The following is a 16695-nucleotide window of genomic DNA, read 5'->3' on the forward strand; positions in this document are numbered from 1 at the left end:
GGCGACCATGAGAACCACCGTGAGAAAACTGCGCGGCGCGCTGCTGGCGGCCGGCGTGCTGATGCTGGGCGGGCCGGCGGCGGCGGATGAGAACATGCGTTTTGAGGGCACGCTGGTGGCGGAACCTTGCGTGATCCCGCCGGGCGAGGAGCTGATTCGGCTCGATTTCGGCACCATTGTCGACAAGTACCTGTATCTGAACGGCCGGACGCTCAGCCAGCCGTTTTCTCTGCATCTGGCGGAGTGCGATCTCAGCCTGGGCAATACGGTGGCGGTGACCTTCAGCGGCGCTGAGAACGCCAGGCTGCCGGGGCTGCTGGCGCTGGACGGCGGCAGCAGCGCCTCCGGCGTCGCCATCGGGCTGGAAAACCTCGACGGCACGGCGCTGCCGCTCAATGACGCCAGTAAAAAATATCGCCTGGCGGCGGGCAGCAACCTGATTGCGCTGCAGGCCTATGTGCGGGGCGAACCACAGGCGATTGCCGACAAAACCATCGGACGCGGGGAATTCAGTGCGACGGCCACCTTTAGTCTGGAATACGAATAACGCGCTGGCGGCGGGCTTTCTCGCCCTGCTGGCCGCGTCGCTGTGCTATCTGCCCAATATGGGCGGCAGCGGGCTGAAGCTGCCGCTGAATGCGCTGACCTACGCGCTGATGGCGGCGATGCTGCTGCTGATTTGCTGGCGACAGCCAGGACGCCGCACGTGGCGCTTCAGCCGCAGCGCGGCGTATTTTTTGCCGGGCGTCGCGCTGTTGGCGTTGCCGCTGGCCTATGCGCCGCCGGACGGTTACGCCGCCGCCGCGTGGCGGGTGAGCGCGCTGCTGGCCGGCGGGGCCTGGTACTGCGGCTGGCTGCAGGTGCGTCTTGCCTTCCGCTGGCGCACGGCGCTGATTACGCTGCTGCTGGCGCTGGTCATCGGCCAGAGCCTGATCGCGCTGCTGCAGCTGTTCTGGCCCGCCTGGAGCTGGGTGCCGCTGCGCGGCAGACGCGTCTTCGGCATCTTCCAGCAGCCGAACGTGCTGGGCAGTTTTATCGCCACCGGCCTGGCGCTGGCGCTGATGCTGGCGGTACTGCCGGGCTATGTGCTGCGCTCGGCGCGGGCGGAGCGCGCCAGACAAACGGGGCTGGCGGCGTTACTGGCCCTGCTGGCCGCCTTACTGGTATGGGTGCAGTCGCGCGCCGGCTGGCTGGGGGGCGTGCTGGTGCTGGCGGGGTTTTGGCTGGCGTTCCGCCGCGTCTGCGCCGACCGGCTGCTCCGGGCCGGGCTGGCGGTGCTGTTGGGCGGGGCATTCGGCGTGGGCATGCTGCTGTGGCCGGGCGGTGACGGCGGGATGGCGTATGTGTCCCACGCGCTGTCGAACCAGGCGCGGATCGCCATGCTGCAGGACACGCTGAAAATGATCGCCGCGAAGCCCTGGCTGGGCTGGGGTTACGGCCAGTTTGAGTATGCGTTTCAGCATTTCCGCATCGCCCAGTTGCCGCCGACGTCGGTGCTGGAGATTGCCGGTCATCCGCACAATGAGATCCTGCTGTGGTGGGTGGAGGGCGGCCTGGTGGCGCTGGCGGGCATCGTCCTGCTGTTGCTGGGCGGCGTGCGTCTGCTGCGGCAGGCGCTGCGCGTTGACCGTCGCGCTTTCTCCTGTCGCCGTCGCCATGCCGGCGAGGCGACGGCGCTGTGTCTGGTGCTGCTGCCGATGCTGCTGCACAGCCAGCTGGAGTATCCGTTTTATCTTTCGGCCCTGCACTGGCTGCTGTTTACGCTGCTGCTGGCGCAGCTGGATCGCCTGAGCAGCCGCCGCGTCGCGCTGACGATCCGCCGCACTGTGCCGCTGCGCCTCGGTATCACGCTGCTGTGCGTAGGCGGGCTGGTGCTGATGCTGGCGGCGCTGCGCGCGGGTTGGCTGTTGACGCAGGCGGAACGCGGCGGGCTGCGCGATGTGCGCCCGCTGCGCGAGATGTCGCCCGTCGTCGCCTGGAGCCAGCAGCCGCGGCGGGAGTTTGATTTACAGACGCACCGCCTGCTGGCCTACAACCAGACGCGCGATGAGCGCGAACTGACGCGATACCGCGACTGGGCCAGGCGCTATCTGAAGGTACGCATCGACGCCAACGTCTACGCCAGCCTGATCGCCATTTTACGTTACCAGCGACGCGACGCCGAGGCCGAGCAATACCGCACCGCCGCCGCGCTGTTGTTCCCCGCCGACCGGCGTTTTTCCGGCTCGCGGCAGGTCACGTTTAACCACGAAAGGAAGCAAAACAACCATGACCGATAACTCTGTGCGCCTTGCCGTCCGGGCGGGCATTCTGATGCTGGCGCTGTTAGGCGCTACGGCCTGCCAGAACGTCAAGCCCAAAGCGGCCGACAAGCCGCAGTCGGCGCCGTCCGTCGAGACGCAGCGTCAGCAGCGCGAGGCAAAGCGTTTACAGCAGTGCCAGCAAGAACTGGCGGCGCTGCAAAAAATCAATCCTGAACGCTATCAGGACAACCAGCGCGCTTTCGACAGCCTGATGAGCGGCGCGTCGCAGTATGCCGGCCTGCGCGCCCGGGTGAACGACGATACGCAGGAGACGGTGGATGCGCTGTATCGCTATAAGGTCAGCCGGCTGTGCGCGGAGATCGAACAGTCGGTGCTGATCGGGCTGGCCGAACGCGGGGAGCAGGTTAAATGACGCGTCGTGTGCCTGTGGCGGCGTGGCTGGCGCTGGCGGCCTGTGCGCTGCCCCGGCACGCCCTGGCCGATGACGGCATTCCCGCCCTGCTGCAGTTTGCCGAGCAGTATCAACAGCGCAGCGATACGCCGCCGGATGCGGCGCGGAAAACGCCATCCGCCGCGCCGCCGCATACCGCGAAAACCACCGCTAGCGCCCGCCCGGTGGCAAAACCCTCGCCTCCCGCCGCCGTAACGCTGATGCCGCGCCGCAGCCTGCTGGAACGTGATGAACAACTGGCCCGGCAGCGGCTGGAGCTGCAGGCATTGCGGCAGGAGAATGCCGCGTTGCGCGCCGCAGCGCATGAGACGCCGGCCCCGACGGCGCTGCCCGATCTGGCTCCGCTGCAGCAGTGGCTGGCCGGGCTGCGCCGCGCCTGGCAGGGCACGCCGGATAGCCGACGCGCCGCTGAGCTGGTCAAGCAGGCGCAGCAGCAGGTGGCGCAGGAGGCGCAGAAGCGGCGGGAACAGGAACAACGCTTTGCCAAAGAGCGTGGCGCATGGCGGCAACAGCAGCAGACGCAGGCGCAGTGGACCGTTACGCCAGAGCAGCTGCAGGACGAGAATAACCGCCTGTCCTACGCGGCGGGCAGCGCGCTGGGGCGTGATATTCAGACCATGCTGACGGAGCGCCAGAGCTGGGGCGTGCCGGTGGATCGACGTAGCCTGCTGGCCGGCGTGCTGGATAACCTGACGGGGCGTGAACGGCTGCCGCAGCAGGAGCTGAATGCGCTGATGGTCAAGGCCGATGAGACGGCCGGCGCGGCGCGGGAGCGTATTGTCAACGCACAGCAGCAGCGGGATCGGGCCTATGTGGCGCAGTTCAGCAAACGGCCGGGCGTGCAGCGTTCACCGACGGGGTTTTGGTACCGGGTGGATTATGCCGGTGACCGGGCGTTGCCGCAGGATGCGGTGATCGACGTGGTGGTAAAGGAAAAACTGACGGACGGCACGGTTATCCAGGATATGGATCTGAACGGCAAAGTGCTGTCGCTGCCGCTGTCCGGTTTTCCGCCGCTGTTCCGTGAGGCGATCGGCCATCTGCGCGACCACGGCAGCATCACCATGGTGGTGCCGCCGGCGCTGGCCTACGGCGAAACCGGCTATCCGCCGAAGGTGCCGCCGAACGCCACCATGGTGTACGAGCTGCGCATCGACAACAGCCGGGCGCCGCAGCCGGCGGCGGATGACTAAGGGTGTGCAAAAACGGAAAGCAAACCGCAGGAGAGCTGAGATGAATGCCGTAACGACACTGGCCGTACTGGACGACAACCGCTATTTTGCCGGCGGGCTGCAAAAAGCGCTGACCGCGCGTTTTTACGCCGCCGGCGTGGAAACCCGCGTGCTGGAGGGGCCGCAGGCGTATCTGGCTGACCTGCTGTTCCACTACTTTCCGCCCGGCAGCCCGAGCTGTTTTTGCCGCTATGCAGAAAAGCGGCCGTCGGCATTGCCGCTCTATTTTGTCGTGCGACCGCCGCACGGCTACGGCCACGCCGATGTGCGGCCCGACTGCCGTCTGCAGGCCGGGGTGATCGTGCAGAATATGCCGATCGACGCCGTGCTGCGGCAGGTGGAAAACGCGCTGTTGCAGCGGCGTATCGCGCCGCCGGTGCTGCCGTATGTGACAGAGCATTGCCCTTGCCAGCGCTATGCGCTGACGGTTCGCGAGCGGGAAATCATGCTCTGCCTGCGCCAGGAGATGCGGATCACGGAGATCGCCCGGCGGCTGGCGATCAGCGTTAAAACCGCCAGCCAGCATAAGATCAACGTGATGCATAAAATGGGGTTTCAGCGCAATGCGGAGCTGTATGACTGGCTGCGGCAGGGGTTTATCGGCGAGCGGCCGTTTGAGGAGCGTTTGAGCTGACGCGTCGGCCACAAATTGCCGCTTAGCGCGCGGCCGCAATTCGCGCTATAATCCGCCCCCTTGCTGCGATGTCTACGGAAGATCATCGTCCCCGGTGGGGCGGCCGGACTTCAAATCCGGTTGGGGCCGCCAGCGGTCCCGGGCAGGTTCGACTCCTGTGATCTTCCGCCATCCGAGTTCTTCTGAACTTTCATCTCCTCTCGGATTTCTGCGACCTCGACCTGCAGTTGATTAACAGCCCGGCCTCACGAATGAAACGCGGCATTGAAATTGATGAACGCAAAAAGGCCAAAGTGCCAGCGGAGGAATAACCATGATGCGCTGTCCTTTCTGCCGCAGCGGCGCACATACCCGCACCAGCCGCTATTTAACAGAACAAACCAAAGAGGCCTACTACCAGTGCCAGAATATCGACTGCTCCAGTACGTTTAAAACACGGGAGAGCATTGAATACGTGATCCGACAGCTACTGCCGCTAAACCGTTACGGAAACCAGCACCACGTACATTGATTCCCTGCCCGCCCGTTCCCTTCCCGGTGCGGGTTTTTTATTGCTTCACCCCCTCTCGTTTCGCGGCTTTTTCTCTGGCGGGCCTCTCATTTTGAGCGTGCATGCATAGGGTGCATGATTTTGCATGCACAAAAGTGCATTTGTCATTCCCTTCCGCCCCTGTACTGGCGCGGTTTGCGGTCAGTCATGCAACTGCATGAAAAGCGGCACATGAAGCGGGCAGGCGAGGCGGGGAGAGTATTGCGCACAAGCGGTATTGAACTTCTATCAAAATGGACATCATCGTCCCATCGTGGCGATGGGGGCGTGACTCCATATAGTTAGCCTTTGCTGTATTTTTATTCGCTCAGACTTGAGCTGACTTTGTTATAGCACAGAGCTTAACCAAGCTAACAAGACAGCTTTGTAGCAAAAACTGGCGTTGCAAAAAACGTCAGCTTACACCAGAATATTCAATGTTTATGGGGCTCGAGTTGTAGATGAGAAGGGAAGACGCCGTTATAAAATGTGTCTCAGTCATGTAGCATGATTACCTTACAACGAGTTGTTACAAAATAGAGTTTATGCAGTAAAAAGCTAGCCCTGAGAACAGTCCTCGAAATCGGTAGTAAACTACATTTACCTTGTTAGAGCAAAGTTGTGTTTAAAAAAGTAGCAGGGTTTCAGTCTTTCCGTGTTGGGCAAGGGGAAAATTGGTTAAGGTGAAAAAGTACTAGAATTTTAGGCTAGTCATGGTTGAGTCTAGCTATTATTATTCCCACTTGGTATTGAAATAAAGGTGATTGAAATGAGTGATGAACTAGATGATTTGATTATTGAAAGCAATAGGGAACAAGTTGAAAACGCTGGTAACGATATAGATGTCGGTGAGCTAGTTGTTTATTCCAGAGACTGGACGGTCCAAACAATTCTCCATCAAATTGAGGAGGGAAACATTGATTTGAATCCTGACTTTCAACGAAGAAATGTATGGGACAATGATAAAAGATCAAAACTTATAGAGTCATTGCTTGTGGGTTATCCTGTGCCGGAAGTAGTGTTGGCTGAGGTTATAGGTGAAAAGAAGAAATACATGGTCATTGACGGGAAACAGAGGTTGTTAGCGATAAATGGTTTCATTGACCCCAGTTTTAATACATGGGATGCTAATGCTAAGTTAAAAAATCTAACAATAAAGAAATCAATCGAGGGGTTGAGGTTTTCTGATTTCTCTAAAAATGACGCCAGATACTTACTCAATGCTGATCTACGCTGTACTATACTTTCAGGCTTTAAGGATTACAGTGTCCTATATGATATATTTTATAGACTAAATACTGGCTCTTCACCACTGTCTATGCAGGAACTGAGGAACTCGATATACAAAGGTGATTTTAGTAACTTCATTACAAGGCATACAGATAACGATTTACATCTGCATAAGATAATGAAGCTTAAATCATCTGATAAAAGGTATAGAGATGTTGAGATTATACTGAAGTTTTTGGCATTAAATCTAAACCCAGAGAAATACAATGGCTCTCTTAGAGTCTACTTAGATAACTTTACCCAATTTATGAATGATAATTTCGCATCTAAAGAAGTCGGTGTATCTGGTTGTCTTGACCTTTTTGATGAATCATGTGGTGTGCTTGTCCAACTTTTTGATGGTGAGGAAACAAAAGTCGGCAGAAAGTGGCTTCCGACTGAGAATCGATGGGAGTCAAGGTTTAATCGCACATTCTTTGAGGTTTTAGTTAACTATATTGCTAGTACAATACAGAATAAAAAAGTAAGAGATTTAATTAATAATAAAGATAAATTCATTGATTCTATAAAGTCTATTTTTAACAATACTGAATTTGTTGTGGCAATAGAGTCAACAACAACAGGTAAAGAACAGCATGTAAGAAGATTTAGGTTGTCCTATGAAAGATTAAATTCTTCATTGGGGTTGAGTAATGAAATACCATCAACCTTGAGGTGAGAAATGGAGATCACCTTATTAGATGATATGTATTACACTCTGTACTCAGCAAATGATGCTTTGTCTGAACGTTTTCTTAAAAGACACATGAACGGGACTGGTGATATTGATGAATTTAAATTGGATACAAGAAGTTATTGTGTTCTGTTGCATGCAGCTCTAGAAAATTTTGTTGAGGATGTTAGCCTATTTGTAGCTAAGTATTCTTTTTTTCTCTTCAAAGAAAGTGGAGAAGTCACTATACCACTTATGTTTTTACTAAATGGGACAAAAACTTATGATGATAGGTTTGTTACAAAGGGCGATGTCGCTGACAGCGATGATGATGGTTATCATATAAAACAACATGTTGTTGAGTTTATTTTTGATTGTGAAATGAAGACTTCCATGAAGTGGAAGAGTGTCATCACCTCAAATCATGGAATAAAAACAAAGCATTTGAATTCCGTTCTTCAGGCTGTAGGCATTCATTGTGACGTTGAAGATGAAAATTTTTCGTCATGGAAAAGTTTTTCCTCGTACAGGGGATCTTTCGCCCATTTAAGTGAGCCATATTTGTCTGGGGATTCTAGTGATTCAGCAATAAAAGAATTATCCCCTGAGTATGCTTTTAAGTTTGGTAAGGAGTGCGTTGACTACGGTTTAACTATCATTGAAGAAGCAAAGAATATACTTTCTGGTAAAGAGTATGTCAAAAGTGTTGTTGATGAGTTAATTAAACTTCGAGCAGATAAAGCTAAGAAACAGGTAGATGAAAATGTCAGGAAAAAAGCTGAAAGGGAGAAAGAAACTCTTGAGGCTGAAGAAAGGAGAAAGCTAAAAGATATTAAAGATAAGGAGAAGAGGGAAAGGAATTTATATTTAACAAGCAAGTTGGATATATTGCTGGATCATATAAATTCAAATCCTGAAAAATATAGTGAATTACATCTTGTACTCTTTCCGTCGGAGTGAGGCTAGACAAGTCTGTACCAGATAATAGTCCTTTCTTGTTGGGGGCTATTTTGGTATGGCATTTGACACCTTACATTTTCTTGCGTCGATATAGTTAGTTACTGATAATCTATAACACCTTTTGATTTATGACGTGAATAAGAAATAGGCAGTTAAGCTATTATTGGAAAACAATGTCCGCCTCTCGTTTGGAGCTGAATTTGTGAGCTGCCAGAGAAGGTTGTTAGCTCAAGTCAGAATGTAAATAGACCCACTTTAGTTCCATGCACTTTTTGAGATCTCGGCCTGGTAATGCTGTTGGCGATACTCCTCCGGTGTCATATTATTCAGCGATTCATGCGGACGTTCACAGTTATATTCTGACAACCATTTCTCCGTGAGCTCACGCACTTCATTCAGTGTTCGGAACAGATAAAAATCGAGTACTTCTGTACGGTATGTCCGATTAAAACGTTCAATAAAAGCATTCTGTGTTGGTTTCCCCGGCTTGATAAATTCCAGCTTTACTGCATGCTTTTCTGCCCATTCAGCCAGTGTCAGAGAGATAAATTCCGGGCCATTATCCATGCGAAGCATTATCGGATAGCCACGGTTTGCCGCTATCCTGTCGAGAACACGAAACCACTCGCTGGGCGGGTAGATTCAGGTCTATTTCAATCGTCAGTGCCTCTCGATTAAAGTCATCGACGACATTGAACGTGCGAAAACGACGACCGCAGATCAGGGCGTCATGCATGAAGTCAACAGACCAGCTCTGGTTCAACGCTTCAGGCGTAGCGAGCGGTGATGGATTACGTACCGGCAGACGCTGCTTGCCTTTGCGACGAAAATTCAGCTTCAGCAGACAGTAAATACGGTGGACCCTTTTGTGATTCCACGGATATCCCTGCCGTCGCAGGACCTGAAACAACTTTGGAAAACCATAGCGTGGATACCGTTCGGCGGCAGCCTGTAAGGCGGAAATAACAGGCTCGTCACGCGTAGTATTCGGGCGGTAATGGTAAACCGTTCTGCTCAGGTTTAGGCTCCGGCAGGCCTGACGGATACTCAGTCCAAACGTCGTTATCAGATGTGTGACCAGCTCACGCTTAAAGGCTGGTTTCAAAGTTTTTTTTCGATAACGTCTTTCAATGCCCGGTTCTCAAGGCTGATGTCGGCAAACATCTGCTTGAGACGCTGGTTCTCGTCCTCAAGATCTTTTATTTTTTTAATATCAGAAGCTTCCATGCCACCGTATTTAGACTTCCAATTGTAGTAAGTCGCTTCAGAGATACCTGCCTCGCGGCAAACATCCTTAACAGTTCGTCCGGCTTCAACGGACTTAATCACGGCGATGATCTGATGCTCAGTAAAACGGGCTTTACGCATAGCGATCTCCTTCGTTGACAGAGTGAGTATGCCGGAAGATCTCTAAATGTGAATGGTTCGATTATGCGGGGTACTTACAGTCGCGTCTGGCGTTCTTGTCTTGATGTTGAAAAAGTCACCGTCGGTGGCGGCAACTCCTATAGTAGCTAGTGGCACAATTTTAATGTCGTCTGGCTTGCTGTTAGGGGCGTACATTAACAGGTTGCGGAAGCTCCCTAAGCCTTTGGTTTCGCGCATGGCTTGACAGATTCTATCTACCTTGCTGGTACTTTACGCCGTTTCAGTCATATATAGAATGTAACCCACGTGGACACACGTTCTGGTAATGCTCTGAATATTAGGTAATCATGTTTTTACACGGTGATTAAATTGGTGGTGCTTTTGGTGGTATGTAAATTTCGATATTTATAAAAATCCCCATGAATCATGGTATTATGATTCTTATGCGACTCCTGTGATCTTCCGCCAATTTTCCCTCCTGAATGCGATTAAACTCAAAAAAACTTATGGTACTCCTTATTACAATTCATTACTTTCTCTTGAAATCAGGATAAAAATGCCATTGAAATAAATCTAATGCTTAAATAAGAAACCTATAATGGTAATCCATATTATATTTAACCGCATCCACAAAGGTTTAATTTATGCTTTTAACTACTAACATTGACATTATGATTGAAGGTACGCTGAATCAGGATTTTGATTATATTACCGGGGCGGAGACGATTGATGATGCCATCGACATCTATACAAAAGAATTAACAACGCAAGACCGTCAAGCGTTGAAAAAAGAAGTGTTGGTCTTTCTGTCGAACGATGACGATATTATCGAATCTGAATTCAACGCGCGTTATGTTAATTATTTTTCGCCGGAGGATGGCAAGGGGTTGCTCTTGCGCGTGCTTGCGGGTATCGAGAAAACTGAGCAGGATAAATAAAAATCTGGCAATAGCGCTCTCTGAGAGGCAAATTCAACGCAACAAACCACAGGAAAAACTAACCCCCTCCGTTACGACCCTGCCCAACACCCCGTTCCATTCGGAAACCGTATGACGCTTGCGCCAAGGGTTATGCGATATTTTATCAATCGGCATGATAACCGGTGTAGCGCGACGCTTTATCAGAACGTCAGATCTGCAGGCTCAATGCGTTCGGCGTTACATATTCTGCGCGTTACATATTGATTAACCAATAGATTATTCAATAGATAGTCGGTTTTTCTTACGTTGCCGCCGTGCTTGCCGTTCAGAAAAATTGTTTAAATATGGGAAGTACTCCACACCGAGAGGCTTGCAAAGATCGGCGTTTTACGACAGGTTACATAAGTGTTAATTAGTTACGTAAAGTAACTATGTCACCTGATAAAAAAATAACTCTCACGCTCGACGGCACAGCCCGGTGTTAGGCAGGTGAACTGCCAACGTTACCAGGGTATCAACGAAGGAGTTGGATTGCATGAATGAACTTGTCAATGCCGTCAACGGCGTGATCTGGAGCCAGGCGCTCATTTATCTCTGTTTGGGCACCGGCCTGTACTTTTCTTTACGTACCCGATTTTTGCAACTGCGTCACCTGAAGGGGATGGTGCGTCTGATCTTCCAGGGTAAAGCGAATGCCGCCGGGGTCTCTTCTTTCCAGGCGTTATCCATGACGCTGGCCGGACGGGTAGGCACCGGTAATATTGCCGGGGTAGCCACCGCCATCACCTTCGGTGGCCCGGGGGCCTTGTTCTGGATGTGGACGGTCGCGTTTCTCGGCGCCAGTTCAGCCTTTGTGGAATCGACGCTAGGCCAGGTTTATAAAGAGAAGCTGGATGGCGAGTATCGCGGCGGCCCGGCCTTCTATATCGAAAAAGGGCTGGGCATGAAGTGGTATGCCTGGATTTTTGCCATCGCCACCATCTTCTCCTGCGGCGTGTTATTGCCGGGCGTGCAGGCCAACTCCATCGGCGCCAGCCTGGATATCGCGTTCGGCATCAGCCCGAACGTGACGGCGGCGATCATCGCCGTGCTGCTGGGGTTCATCATCTTCGGCGGCGTGAAGCGCATTGCGAGCTTCGCCGGTACCGTGGTGCCGTTTATGGCGCTCGGCTACATCATCGTGGCCTGCGTGATCGTGGCGCTCAATATTGACCAACTGCCCGGCGTCATTTTGCTGGTCTGGAAGAGTGCATTCGGCCTTGATGCCGGCTTTGGCGCCATTTTAGGGCTGGCGATTATGTGGGGCGTGAAGCGCGGGGTGTATTCCAACGAAGCCGCACAGGGAACCGGCCCGCACGCGTCTTCCGCCGCCGCCGTCAGTCACCCGGCCAAGCAGGGGCTGGTGCAGGCGTTTTCGGTTTATATCGACACCTTGTTCGTGTGCTCCGCCACCGGGTTCATGCTGTTGATTACCGGTCTGTACAACGTCCAGGGGCCGGAGGGGGCCGCCCTCTATACGGGGATTGCCGGCGTTGCCGCCGGCCCCGGCTATGTGCAAACCGCGATGGAAAGCATGATGCCGGGCTTTGGCAGTTACTTCGTCGCCATCGCGCTGTTCTTCTTTGCCTTCACCACCATCGTGGCTTACTACTACATCGCGGAAACCAACGTCGCTTACCTCAACCGTAAAATACATCGTCCATGGCTCACCCTGGTGCTGAAAATCGGGCTGATGGCATCGGCCGTCTACGGCACGGTGAAAACGGCGGATCTGGCATGGGGGATGGGGGATATTGGCGTGGGGCTGATGGCCTGGCTGAACATCATCGCCATTTTGCTGCTGCGCAAGACGGCGTTCACCTGCCTGAAGGATTATGAGAAGCAGCTGGCTGAAGGCGTCGATCCCGTGTTCCATCCGGAGAAGCTGGGCATTGAGCGGGCGGATTACTGGATTAACAACCGCGCTGAGGTAAACCTGATCCGTGAGTCGACAGGAAACATTAATGAGAATGCAGGTTCTTCCAGATAGCGCATCATAAGGACAAGAGTTGCTGATGATGTCCCGATAAACCGGCGCAGGCCGGTATGCAGGAGGGCGCGGTGCCAGGCTTTATCAGTCTCGCTGAGCCCTCCGTTGTGGGAATGGCCCCGCGCACCATCAAGCGATGGCCGCCACGCTGACGCGCTGTTGTATGCGGGACAGTAGCTTTTTGTCATAGGGGGGCTGATGTTTAAACGGCCGTAGCGCTCCCGCTCTGTTCACCGGATAACCCGTAAATACAGGCACGCTTAAGGATCCCGGCAGCCCAACGACGATGCGTTGCCGGCTCGCACATCGCGCCCTGAGACTTAAACACGGCCTGCGTGGCATTGAGGATACGCAGTGCATCCGCGTGCTCATCTGCAGAGACCATCAGCGCCTGTTCAATAATGCTAATCTGGGCCGGATGAATCGCTGTTTTACCCACCAGCCCGTGAGAGATATCAAGCGATAGCTCTTTGGCCATGACGGCATAATCGTCAATATGTTCGCAGACGGGCGCGGTCAGTGAAAAACCCTTCGGGCCAAAAACGGAAACCAGCATTTTTATCACGTAGCCCATCGGGCCGTCATATAGCGTCAGGTTGCGCGGTCGGCGTAATGAGATGACGTTCATAAGATCGTTTCCGCCAATGCGTAGCGCAATAATCCTGTTGCGGCAGGGGTGTGAAACCAGCGTTGCAGCCAGCTCACGCATGTGAACGATATCAAAGACATCTTCGGTTTCAAGGGTCGGCATCAGACACAAATGCGTGTCTGATATCAGCGTCCACCAGGTCGGCAATGAGGCAAGGATAAACTTGGGTAGCACCATCCCGTCAATGGCGGTTAAATCAAGCTGCTCGATCAGCCGTTTTCCCATTTCCGCATGCCGGGGGCGGATAAACACCAGCGGCCAGCCGTCATTACCCTTGGCGGCCTTTGCCGCATTCAGCTCCTGCATAAGCCGTTTAAGATTTTGCAGAGCGAACGGGATATCCGCTTCGCTAACCGCATCTTCAAGACAAATAATTAGCGAACGCAGGCCCGGGATTTTGCCGCGTATCACGGCATCGGCGATATCATTCCGGGTGGCGGGCATATAGAGCGTAGCGCCGAGATTCCACGGAGAGAGACGATTTTTCATCAAAGAACCTTTTTTATGATGGTGACGGCTCTGTACTGACCAATGGCGTTACCCATTTCGGTCACAGCGATCCCTTTGTCCCGGGCAAGGCCGACCAGCAGGGCAACGTCAGGGTCGTCCATCGTGCGAACAAAAACATGCTCCGGTACGCGACGCAGCACGGCTCTGGTCGCCTCGGCGATGCCGGGCTTGATACGATTTACGCTGTCGACGGCGTATGTGTCGGCAAGGTGGGCGATAACATCGCGGCTTGTCTGCCAGAGCCCGGCATTGTTTTCCCTGCGCCAGCGTAGTGGCGCAAGCGAAGTCAGGGCTAGCTGTTTGCGGTGATGCGCGACGATGTCCACCAGCATGCGGCTGCACTCATAGTCGCGCAGATGGTCGCAAATGACACAGCCGTGTAACCCTTCGGCAGACCATACCGAGCGAGAAATAAGCCCGGAGACCGGCGCGCCCATAATGCCGAACGGTATCAGCCAGTCATCATCGCTGGCTGCCAACCATGAACAGCCGCAAGGATCGGCCAGCACCACGAGGCGAGGCTGTTGCGGATAGCCCGCTCGTCCTGCCAAAGCCCGGACTAGCTCACCCGTGATGGCGCCTTTACCCGTCCATCCGTCAACAAACACTATGCCCTTTGTACCGTGACGGCCTTCAATAATTTCCAGAGCTGATGAATCAATCCCCCGGTCGCGAATAATGCTGATGCCATAGTGATAGGATGTTTTACCCATATCCCGCAGCGTCTGGTGCAGCATGACGCCGAGCGGTACACCGGCTCTGACAAGGCTGACTAAAACAATGGGTTCATCACTGAATCGGTGCGCCAGCGCGATGGCGATTTGCGTGACTTCTCGCGCCAGCCTGTCGGCGCCTCGCTTCAGGGCCTGGGAGAATAAATCAAGATGCCAGGGAGTCGGTGCGGGTTCCTGGCTTAACATATCCGAGTAATGCTTTTGGCCTGACTGGATCAGCTCTTCTTTTCTCTCTACCGGCGTCATGTCCATCACGACCGGTTTTAACAAAAACTGTACGTCATCAGATAAATAAGAGCCGGAAAAAGGCTTAATGAACCGCATATTATTTTCCCCCGAAAATACGCTGCGTAATGGCATCGGCGAACTGGCTCTGGCGAGGGATTGCAAACCAGCTACACAGTGTCATAAACCGATGATCGCTGAGGCTGTCGCCAAGGCCGATGACCGGGAAAATGCCGCGCTCCGCTCTGAGTTTGTCCAGCAGCCAGGAGACGGCCAGCCCTTTCTCAACAGGCTGAGGCACCCAGGCGACGTTATTGCCATTACGGTGGATGTAAAATCCCTCGGTAGAGAAGATCTGTGCAAGGTCATCAGCCAGGGAATAAAGCTCATCAAGGCGGGTGCTGTCCCGGTGTTTTATCACCAGATAGATGGGGGTGTTGTCATATTCGACGTTTAGCCTGGCCCAGGCGTTAATATTCCTGACTTCCATCATACGGGTGATGGACCGCTGCATTGAAAGCAGCCTTTCCCGGTAGGGCGCCAGATTCCGCAGCATAATTGCCTGCCATTCCTGATCCGGCGTTCCGTCCGGCGCCAGGATGACCGCGCCGTGCGTCGTTATGGACCACGAACGGAAGGGGATGTTAACCCTGCTGATTTCCTCTGTCCCACGGGCGGTCACCGGAATAAGCTCCGCATGCTCCAGTAACCAATCCACCAGCATGGACTGTTCTTCACTCATAAAGCTGCGCGGGTGCAGATCTTTGTCGAGGGCCGCAGTTCGAAAAGGTTGCTGCGCCAGTTCGCCAACCATTTTGCGCCGGGTCTGGAAAAGCGTGTCGTCGAGATCGCTGAGAGCAACCGGTTTATTCATAAGTCACAATCTCCACTGCGGGAGCCACGTCGGCCAGCGCCTTTAATAGAAGGCTGTCCACACTCTGTGCGGGCGTCTCGATACATAGCAGGATGCGGTCAAAGTGCTGGTGGGCCACGTTATAAACAAAATTGGCGATGCCCAGACCATAATTGTCCGTGAATGTAATCGCTGACTTAATGGCAAAGCCGGTAGCGATGGGAGAACGGGTGGTTGAACTGTAAACAACGGCGGCACCTGCTTGTTCCAGTCGTTCTGCAAGTAGGTAGGGTTCCCAGACGAATTCGCCGGTTCCCAGGACCAGAACACGTTCCGCTGATGACGCCGTAATATTGCGCCCTAAATCGCCGGCAGGTTCAGTCATACCCAGCCGGCCCCAGGATTGTTTTCCCACTATGTCCCAGGTACCGCGGGAGGACACATTGACGGAGGGCATCACCGGCACGACGGCATCCGATGCGGGTTCCCAGCGCCACTGGCCACTGACCAGAGATATTGCGCTGACGGGGAGCGGACTACGTTGGAGTAATGCGTCGTTGCTCCAGTCAGTGAGCGTCACGGCGACAATCTGCTCCAGCCGTGCAAGCTTTCCGGTATCGCGTAACGCGGTCAGCAGGTTGATAAATGTGTTGCCGGTGGTGGCCTCGTCGTCGATCAGCACCAGGGTGCGGGCTGCCGCTACCCTGCGACGCATTTCAGCGGATTCGGGCTGATAAATAAGATGGTCGGTGGCGTGGCTGTGTTCTTCCTTAAATTCACACAGCAGCTCCCCCTCGACAGGGTGGCGTGTTGAGGTGAGGTAAACGCTATGACGATATTGCCGCCTGACCTCATCAAATACGCCGGCGCCCAGGCCGACGGCTGTTTCCGCCATCCCGATGAACAGTACGGGTTCAGGGAGTGAAGCGGGGAACTGGCCGGCGAGTTGACGGTAGACCTGACGCATAACCCGTGGCGTTACCGGGATATGTCTTCCCAGCACCTTGCTGACGAACAGAAAGGCCCGCTTTGGATTTCGTCTTTCGGCAATCTCAAACAATGTCTCGAGCGCATAATCGCCACGCTGGGAGGTAACCTGAATCGTACCGCTATGCAGTGCCTGGCGGTAGACGGTACCCTCAGTGATTAAAGACATAATTGGCCTCAATTCAGGTGGTTAGTATGTTGAGCAGGGGGACGGGGCGCATCATTATCGATCTCGCCGCCGCGTGGGCGTTGTGAGTCTTTCCGGCTGGACGTTAGCGTCAAAAAATAAACCGCACCCGATTTCATTCATCATGCTTCACTTAATTAAGAAATAACCGAAGCTAAGAATTTTCTATTATTTGATTTATCTTTATTAAGATAATTCCATTATCATTAGCGTGATGAATG

At 53.7% G+C, this 16695-nt stretch carries 14 protein-coding genes, 1 tRNA gene and 1 pseudogene; 11 read left to right on the forward strand and 5 right to left on the reverse strand.

The features are described 5' to 3' along the window. Positions 1 to 7: 7 nt before the first annotated feature. From CLM71_RS00400 to CLM71_RS00445, 9 genes are all read left to right on the forward strand, one after another. Positions 8 to 547, forward strand: a complete 540-nt coding sequence (locus tag CLM71_RS00400) for a fimbrial protein (RefSeq protein WP_105229267.1) — start codon at positions 8 to 10, stop codon at positions 545 to 547. Further along, positions 513 to 2279 (forward strand): Wzy polymerase domain-containing protein, encoded by a 1767-nt coding sequence (locus tag CLM71_RS00405; protein ID WP_370446964.1) that lies wholly within the window; start codon positions 513 to 515, stop codon positions 2277 to 2279. The genes CLM71_RS00400 and CLM71_RS00405 overlap by 35 nt, the downstream gene beginning before the upstream one ends. Next, positions 2269 to 2676, forward strand: coding sequence for a hypothetical protein (locus CLM71_RS00410; RefSeq protein ID WP_105229268.1), 408 nt, complete (start codon positions 2269 to 2271; stop codon positions 2674 to 2676). Before CLM71_RS00405 ends, CLM71_RS00410 begins: the two co-directional genes overlap by 11 nt. Beyond that, positions 2673 to 3908 (forward strand): FKBP-type peptidyl-prolyl cis-trans isomerase N-terminal domain-containing protein, encoded by a 1236-nt coding sequence (locus CLM71_RS00415; protein ID WP_105229269.1) that lies wholly within the window; start codon positions 2673 to 2675, stop codon positions 3906 to 3908. The genes CLM71_RS00410 and CLM71_RS00415 overlap by 4 nt, the downstream gene beginning before the upstream one ends. Positions 3909 to 3948: 40 nt before the next feature. Next, complete coding sequence (locus CLM71_RS00420) at positions 3949 to 4581, forward strand: LuxR family transcriptional regulator (protein WP_158684773.1); 633 nt, start codon at positions 3949 to 3951, stop codon at positions 4579 to 4581. A gap of 76 nt (positions 4582 to 4657) precedes the next feature. Next, positions 4658 to 4752, forward strand: a tRNA-Sec gene (locus tag CLM71_RS00425). Between the two features lie 142 nt (positions 4753 to 4894). Further along, positions 4895 to 5092: an ogr/Delta-like zinc finger family protein gene (locus CLM71_RS00430; RefSeq protein WP_105229271.1), complete on the forward strand. Its 198-nt coding sequence runs from the start codon at positions 4895 to 4897 to the stop codon at positions 5090 to 5092. 787 nt (positions 5093 to 5879) lie between these two features. Further along, positions 5880 to 7058 (forward strand): DUF262 domain-containing protein, encoded by a 1179-nt coding sequence (locus CLM71_RS00440; protein WP_105229273.1) that lies wholly within the window; start codon positions 5880 to 5882, stop codon positions 7056 to 7058. 3 nt (positions 7059 to 7061) lie between these two features. Then, positions 7062 to 8012, forward strand: coding sequence for a HEPN domain-containing protein (locus tag CLM71_RS00445; RefSeq protein ID WP_105229274.1), 951 nt, complete (start codon positions 7062 to 7064; stop codon positions 8010 to 8012). Positions 8013 to 8267: 255 nt separating this feature from the next. On the opposite strand, the pseudogene CLM71_RS00450 reads toward CLM71_RS00445, so the two are convergent. Beyond that, a pseudogene (locus CLM71_RS00450) lies at positions 8268 to 9380 on the reverse strand (IS3 family transposase). Positions 9381 to 10024: 644 nt separating this feature from the next. Here CLM71_RS00450 and CLM71_RS00460 point away from each other — a divergent pair. Both CLM71_RS00460 and CLM71_RS00465 read left to right on the forward strand, forming a co-directional pair. Next, positions 10025 to 10318 (forward strand): contact-dependent growth inhibition system immunity protein, encoded by a 294-nt coding sequence (locus CLM71_RS00460; RefSeq protein ID WP_105229276.1) that lies wholly within the window; start codon positions 10025 to 10027, stop codon positions 10316 to 10318. A 517-nt stretch (positions 10319 to 10835) separates the two neighbouring features. After that, positions 10836 to 12329: a sodium:alanine symporter family protein gene (locus CLM71_RS00465; RefSeq protein ID WP_105229277.1), complete on the forward strand. Its 1494-nt coding sequence runs from the start codon at positions 10836 to 10838 to the stop codon at positions 12327 to 12329. Between the two features lie 202 nt (positions 12330 to 12531). Here CLM71_RS00465 and CLM71_RS00470 read toward each other — a convergent pair whose 3' ends face one another. From CLM71_RS00470 to CLM71_RS00485, 4 genes are read right to left on the reverse strand one after another with little or no spacing between them, the layout of a single operon-like run. Further along, on the reverse strand, positions 12532 to 13467 hold the full coding sequence (locus CLM71_RS00470; protein WP_105229278.1) for an HpcH/HpaI aldolase/citrate lyase family protein: 936 nt from the start codon (positions 13465 to 13467) through the stop codon (positions 12532 to 12534). Beyond that, the gene (locus CLM71_RS00475; protein WP_105229279.1) at positions 13467 to 14546 is read right to left on the reverse strand and encodes a cysteine protease StiP family protein; all 1080 of its coding nucleotides are present in this window, start codon (positions 14544 to 14546) and stop codon (positions 13467 to 13469) included. The genes CLM71_RS00470 and CLM71_RS00475 overlap by 1 nt, the downstream gene beginning before the upstream one ends. A gap of 1 nt (position 14547) precedes the next feature. Next, positions 14548 to 15321, reverse strand: coding sequence for a hypothetical protein (locus CLM71_RS00480; protein WP_105229280.1), 774 nt, complete (start codon positions 15319 to 15321; stop codon positions 14548 to 14550). After that, positions 15314 to 16456 (reverse strand): phosphoribosyltransferase domain-containing protein, encoded by a 1143-nt coding sequence (locus tag CLM71_RS00485; RefSeq protein ID WP_105229281.1) that lies wholly within the window; start codon positions 16454 to 16456, stop codon positions 15314 to 15316. The genes CLM71_RS00480 and CLM71_RS00485 overlap by 8 nt, the downstream gene beginning before the upstream one ends. Positions 16457 to 16695: the final 239 nt, after the last annotated feature.

Origin of the sequence: Serratia sp. MYb239, from assembly GCF_002966855.1 — a bacterium.
Classification (GTDB): domain Bacteria; phylum Pseudomonadota; class Gammaproteobacteria; order Enterobacterales; family Enterobacteriaceae; genus Serratia_B; species Serratia_B rhizosphaerae.